We start from the raw sequence: 5,971 nt of genomic DNA, 5'->3' as shown, positions 1-5,971 counted from the left end.
ATAAGGTGACAAAATAACGATAATAATTTAAAATTATGAGTAATTTCTGTGTGAGATTATCTATTTTGATTTAAATAATGATTTATCAATAGACATCTTTCCGGATCCATTTATCACTACAAATAAAGCGGTAAGCAGCATTGCAAAATCTAATCTTGCGGCGTGTGCAAAAGTCCAGAAACCTTCCTCAAACTGAGGAAATTTGGTAGTAATTATCGCAACAATCATAATAATAACTAAAGGAACAGCTGCCAGTCTTGAAAATAAACCGATTAAAATGAGGAATCCACCTAATGCTTCAAAAAAACCAACAAAATAGGCTGTAAAAACCGGATAAGTATAACCCATATCTTCAAATCTGCCCGGCCCCATATCTTCCGGGAAAAGAAACTTTTGCAAACCGGCAACCAAAAATACATAGCCCAAAATCAAGCGAATGAGCAAATAGCCATTAATATTATTAGTTTTGATTAGTTTCACTATTACTTATTTATGGCTAATATACAAAAAACAGTTTTTTCTGTAAATAATTTGTGTTATAAAATGATATACCACTCCTCTGATATAAAGTATTGCAAAAAATACTTATTGATTTTGCGGGGTAGAACTTATAAATCTGCTTTTTTGTATCCTATTGCTCTTGTTCAAGCTTCTTTTGTCGCTCTAATTCTCTTTGTTTTTCTCTTTCTTTTCTTCTAAAAAAACCTCTGAAAAGAAAGCTGCTTTGTACTGCTTCCAAATTTTCATCCAGGCCTGACACAGCATCTATAGCACCCGCCAACATTTCGTCAAGGTTATCTGCTAATGATGAATCCATAAAGAGCTTCCCGATTGTTCCTTTTCCGGAGCTCACATTATTCATAACAATGGCAAGGTCTTTCGTAATTAAAGCGGCATTATCGGCAGTTTCTTTTAATTTCACCATAATATCATCTATAGTCACGGGTTGAATAGTAGCTATCTCATCGCCGTTTTCTATTTCTGCTCCTCCGGTGCTTCCGGGGTTAATGGTCATTACTTTATTGCCCATCAGCCCATCTGAACTAATCACCGCTATAGCATCCTTTTTGATAAACTGCTGAGTTCTGCTTTCAATCACTAAACTCACACGTACCGAAGTATCACTGATAATCTGTATTTTATTTACCGTTCCGACAGTTATACCCGAAAACCGAACATTGTTACCCACCTGCAACCCGCTCACATCTTTGAAAACCGCACTTACTTCAAAGGTTTGACTAAACATATGCTGCCTGCTGCCTATAAAATAAATGGCTAATATTAGGAGTCCTACTCCTACGGTAACTAATACCCCCAGCTTAATTTGTTGACCTGATTTATTTTTCATTGTACTTTTTTTAACATTAGTTTTTCATTCTTTACAGTTTCTAAATTTTATTCAAAAAATGAGTGTACCCATTTATCTTTTGATTTTTCCAATTTATCAAAAGTGCCTTCTGCCACAAATACACCATCTTTCAATACCATCATTCTGTTGGCGGTTATCCGGGCACATTGTAAATCATGCGTAATGATGATAGAAGTGGTATTGTATTTCTTTTGCACTTCCAAAATCAGATGGCTGATTTCTTTTGCGGTAACCGGATCCAAACCGGTTGTAGGCTCATCATATAGCATTATTTCCGGCTTAAATATCATTGAACGGGCTAAGCCTATTCTTTTTCTCATACCTCCCGATAGTTCCGATGGCATTAAATCTACGGCATCTCCTAATCCCACATTTTCCAATACTTCCATTACCAGTTTGTCAATTTCTTCCTGTGGTTTACCGGATCGTCTTAGTGGAAACTCTAGGTTTTCTCTGACCGTTAGTGAATCATACAATGCAGCACTCTGAAACAGGAAACCGATTTTCATCCGAAGATTATTCATTTCTTTTCTATCCAAAGCATAAATATCGCTGCCAAGTATGGATACCTTTCCTTCATCTGCTTCGAGCAGTCGAACTATGCATTTTATCAGCACTGATTTACCGGAACCTGACTTGCCCAAAACAACAACTGTCTCTCCTTTCTTTACTTTGAGATTGATATCTTTCAACACATTAAGTTCTCCAAAGGATTTTTGGATGTTTACCATTTCTACCACTATATCACTTTTATTTTCTTTCATATTCTCAGTAGACTAAAAGGTTGGTAAACTGTACGGCTATCATGTCAATTACAAAAACTAAAAGGGAAGCCAAAACTACCGCAGAATTAGCTGCTGCCCCAACACCTTCCGTGCCCTTGTTTGAATTGTATCCTTTATAACAAGCTACAAGTCCGATGATAAAACCAAAGAAAAATGTCTTGATAATTGCAGGGAATATATCTGAGAATTCAATTGCATTAATGACCTGTGAAAAGAATAATGTAAAACTTACATCACCTGAGATATTGACGCCTACATAAGCACCTCCCAGAGCAATCACATCGGCAAAAATTACGAGAATTGGAATCATGATTGTAGTAGCAACTACCCTTGTGACCACGAGATATTTAAAGGGGTTGGTGCCTGACACTTCCATCGCATCAATTTGTTCGGTTACTTTCATAGAGGCTAATTCGGCACCAATTCCTGAGCCTACCTTTCCTGCACATATTAAAGCAGTGATAACGGGTCCAATCTCACGGATGATAGATATTCCAACCATGGCGGGCAGCCAGGATTCTGCTCCAAATTGTGCTAAAGTTGGCGCGGACTGTATAGTGAGAACCAGACCCATAATAAAACCTGTGATGGCAACGAGGTAAAAGGATTTGTTACCAACTAGATAGGCCTGTCTCATCAGTTCTTTAAATTCAAAGGGAGGCTGTACGGATTCTTTAAAAAACCTTCCTGTAAACATCGTTAGTGAAGACACTTCCGTAAAAAATGCCTTTAAGCTTTTAAAACTTTCTTCTTTCTTTTCTAAAACAGCCATATCAGTCCTATTCTTAGCCTGAGGAGAGGATTTGCTTTTTTTATTCAAAATAGTTTTACTCATTAATATCATCTTATGTGTTGATTCCCTGTCAAACTCAAAAGGAAATCCAGCATATCTATGTCCTTTATCTAAAGCTGCTTTCAATAGATGTTTGGTTGCTGCACAGTCCGGTGAGCGGGACAAAATTAAAGTTAAGTTTTCCGGATTTATTTCTGTTACAGAATTCGGTAGAGGGGTTACATAATTAGACATATTTTTAGATTGCTAATCATGAAAGAAAAAAAATCTTTAAATTAAACTTCGATTACAAACTTACTCCCAGGAGATAAATGCCATCAGCAGAGAGGCAGCAGGCATTTATCTGATTAAGATTATTGCGGAAGAAGATGTGTTTACTTTTAAAGCGAATAAGGTGAATTGACCTTTCTTCAGCCTTTCAAAATTTAAATTACCTGCAGTTTTTTGCCGGGCTTTTCTAAATAAATATTTAAACATACTGCTTTTTATCACTTCTTAAATCACATCATTAAAATTGAACATAAGGCTGATCACCAATTACTTAACAGTGTGTTTCAATAATGACAAAAATCATGTCATTCAAATGACAAACGTCATAAAATTGTTTGTAATTCAACTGTAGTTTTATGTATTGATTTTTTAACCAAAAACATTTTTATTATGAGTCCATTATTAAAAAGAAAAGAAAGAGATGTTCCAATGACACAATCTTTCATGTCAGATTTTTTTGACATTGACCGTTTCCCGTTTTTTGAAAACAACATGCTTGGCCATCGTTCAGCTGCTAAAGTTCCCTTAGTAAATGTGAAGGAAAACAAAGATGATTTTATGATTGAAGTAGCTGCACCCGGCATGGAAAAGAAAGACTTTCATGTAAATGTGGACAACAGTCATTTAACCATCAGTTGTGAAAAAGAAGAGGAAAGTGAAGAAAAAGACGAGCGTTTCTCCCGCAGGGAGTATAACTACAATTCTTTTTCCCGTACTTTTCACCTGCCTGAAACGGTTGAAAAAAGCAAAGTAAAAGCCCGGTATGAAAACGGTGTTTTAAAAATTGCTGTACCTAAAAAAGCAGAAGCAAAAAAGGCAGAAGCAAAAAAAGAAATCAAAATAGACTGAAACAAAATCGCATTGATTTATTGTTAAAATTTTTTTTCAGACTCTACAGTTTTTCCGGGAAGACAGGTAAAGCAGTGTTAAAGCCAATAAATTTTTATAAATGGTTTTTATACTACTATTACCTGTTTTCCTTATTTTACCTTTTAAAATAACATGTTATGCCAATCAATTTTGAAAAATATTCAGCAAAAGGCAATGAGTTCATAAATGCCTTAGCAAAAGAGCTGGGAGATTCGAAAGATCGGGAGCGTGCCGGTAGGGTCTTACGCGCAGTATTACATACCTTGCGTGATAGGATTAGCCCGGATGAGTCATTGCATCTTATTTCCCAGTTGCCTATGTATGTAAAAGCCATATATGTTGATGGCTGGAATATCAAATACAGTAAATCCGGTCAAAAAAACACCTTAAAGGACTTTATAGCTGATTTAAGAGAAAAAAGTGGAAAATTAGCAGAAATTGATTTTGGAACTGTGGAAGAAGCAGAAAAAGCCATAAAAGCAGTTTCAAAAGTAATGAGACAATACGTTTCTAAAGGTGAAATGGATGATGTTAGAGCTATGCTGTCTGATCAACTTAAACATTTATTAGACGGAAGCATCGATATGTAATATTGCATAAGTTGAATTAAATCTGATATTTATAAAAACAATAAAATCATTTGATGAGTGTTCTTAAAATGACAAAACTATCAAATTTAATTTTGTTTATGATTTGTTATATCCGACAGGTTAAGGTATTGATTCAGGAAGGAGTTAAAAAAATAAAAGTTGAGACTCCTGTAATACTTTTTTTACTACTCTTGTTGTAAGTGTTCAGGACAATCCACTCTGAGTTCTTTTGTTTCAAGCTTTTTATCTAGTAATCTGCAAAAATGTTCGTGCCCCTGTGTATTTTTGCTGTAATACACACAAGTAAAACACATTCTCTGTATAGTAATTATACCGGTCTTGTTCAGATGATGAATAATATTGATAAGGCTTAGCAGCAAGGTTTCCTTTTCTTGTATTGACAGCTTATCAATAGGAGTTTTGATTTCCTGAGTAAATGATGAAGTCTGTTTCGCAAGTTTACTGCCATTTTCTGTCAAATGAATGATAAAACTTCTGGTATCATGTTGCCCAATTTCTTTACTAATTAAGCCTTTTTTCTCAAGTACTTTTACCATATCACTTATGGTTGCCTTGGTCATATTGAATTCTTTAGCCAAATAACTAATTTTTCTTTTTTCCTCGCTATGATAAAGTAAAAAGATGAGAGTTTGAACCTGAATAGGACTTAAGGAAAACTCTTTGCTTTCATTCCATAGTAATACTCTGAAAGCTTGTGAAACTCTTTCCAGCCCGGTAATAATCTTACTGTCAACAGACTTGTTCTGATGTTTCAGGTCAAATACAGATTTTTTCATGTGTCTTTGTTAAAATAACTTGCCCTGCAAATATAGGATACCTAAGTATACAGGGCAAGTTTAAAATTAGGGAATTACCCCTTAACATCTTGCATAGATGCACCATAATTAATGTGTAACACATTACCGTTTGTCGTTAGCAGCGCGGGTACAGATTTTACACCTGCTTTTTCAGCTTCATCAATTCTGTATTTGTCTTCACCCAGATGAACGATTTCTACTTTAGATTCACCGGCAAGTGAAATGATATCGTGCTCTGCACTTTTGCAAACCGGACATCCCGCATGATAAAAAATTGATTTACTCATAACTATAAATTTTAAAAACTACGACAATATTGTCATTGCAAATATAGTAAGGAATCCTAACTAAAAAAAGAATGTAATAATTTTTTTGTTAAATTTTTTAAAAAAGAAGAGATAGGAGTGGATAAGTCTTAATAGACCAGGATACAAGAAGAAAGTAGGCACTATGCAGTTTATGTCAAATGGAAAATG

At 35.0% G+C, this 5,971-nt stretch carries 8 protein-coding genes; 2 read left to right on the top strand and 6 right to left on the bottom strand.

What is annotated here, in order from left to right; all coding sequences use genetic code 11:
• Positions 1-60: 60 nt before the first annotated feature.
• The 4 genes from EA412_04520 to EA412_04505 form a co-directional block, all read right to left on the bottom strand.
• The gene (locus EA412_04520; protein ID TVR80575.1) at positions 61-483 is read right to left on the bottom strand and encodes a DoxX family protein; all 423 of its coding nucleotides are present in this window, start codon (positions 481-483) and stop codon (positions 61-63) included.
• 148 nt (positions 484-631) lie between these two features.
• Positions 632-1,348, bottom strand: a complete 717-nt coding sequence (locus tag EA412_04515) for an MCE family protein (protein TVR80574.1) — start codon at positions 1,346-1,348, stop codon at positions 632-634.
• Between the two features lie 47 nt (positions 1,349-1,395).
• A complete protein-coding gene (locus EA412_04510; GenBank protein ID TVR80573.1) occupies positions 1,396-2,133 on the bottom strand; it encodes an ATP-binding cassette domain-containing protein in 738 nt (245 codons plus the stop codon).
• A gap of 4 nt (positions 2,134-2,137) precedes the next feature.
• Positions 2,138-2,926: an ABC transporter permease gene (locus EA412_04505; GenBank protein TVR80577.1), complete on the bottom strand. Its 789-nt coding sequence runs from the start codon at positions 2,924-2,926 to the stop codon at positions 2,138-2,140.
• Positions 2,927-3,607: 681 nt separating this feature from the next.
• Here EA412_04505 and EA412_04500 point away from each other — a divergent pair.
• Together EA412_04500 and EA412_04495 are read left to right on the top strand one after the other, a co-directional pair.
• Positions 3,608-4,066, top strand: a complete 459-nt coding sequence (locus EA412_04500) for an Hsp20/alpha crystallin family protein (protein TVR80572.1) — start codon at positions 3,608-3,610, stop codon at positions 4,064-4,066.
• A gap of 164 nt (positions 4,067-4,230) precedes the next feature.
• Entirely contained in the window at positions 4,231-4,677 is a 447-nt protein-coding gene (locus tag EA412_04495) for a DUF2267 domain-containing protein (protein ID TVR80576.1), read from the top strand.
• A 185-nt stretch (positions 4,678-4,862) separates the two neighbouring features.
• Here EA412_04495 and EA412_04490 read toward each other — a convergent pair whose 3' ends face one another.
• Positions 4,863-5,474: a MarR family transcriptional regulator gene (locus EA412_04490; GenBank protein TVR80571.1), complete on the bottom strand. Its 612-nt coding sequence runs from the start codon at positions 5,472-5,474 to the stop codon at positions 4,863-4,865.
• Positions 5,475-5,548: 74 nt separating this feature from the next.
• The gene (locus EA412_04485; GenBank protein ID TVR80570.1) at positions 5,549-5,782 is read right to left on the bottom strand and encodes a thioredoxin family protein; all 234 of its coding nucleotides are present in this window, start codon (positions 5,780-5,782) and stop codon (positions 5,549-5,551) included.
• Positions 5,783-5,971: the final 189 nt, after the last annotated feature.

The sequence above is a fragment of the Chitinophagaceae bacterium genome, from assembly GCA_007695095.1.
Lineage (GTDB): Bacteria > Bacteroidota > Bacteroidia > Chitinophagales > REEL01 > REEL01.
Note: the sequence above shows the minus strand (reverse complement) of the source record. Positions and strands in the feature narration are given on the sequence as shown.

Bases quoted from the DNA above. Each gene is read 5' to 3' on its own strand.
- EA412_04485 (TVR80570.1), bottom strand. From the start codon at position 5,782: ATGAGTAAATCAATTTTTTATCATGCGGGATGTCCGGTTTGCAAAAGT.
- EA412_04515 (TVR80574.1), bottom strand. From the start codon at position 1,348: ATGAAAAATAAATCAGGTCAACAAATTAAGCTGGGGGTATTAGTTACC.
- EA412_04510 (TVR80573.1), bottom strand. From the start codon at position 2,133: ATGAAAGAAAATAAAAGTGATATAGTGGTAGAAATGGTAAACATCCAA.
- EA412_04505 (TVR80577.1), bottom strand. From the start codon at position 2,926: ATGGCTGTTTTAGAAAAGAAAGAAGAAAGTTTTAAAAGCTTAAAGGCA.
- EA412_04500 (TVR80572.1), top strand. From the start codon at position 3,608: ATGAGTCCATTATTAAAAAGAAAAGAAAGAGATGTTCCAATGACACAA.
- EA412_04490 (TVR80571.1), bottom strand. From the start codon at position 5,474: ATGAAAAAATCTGTATTTGACCTGAAACATCAGAACAAGTCTGTTGAC.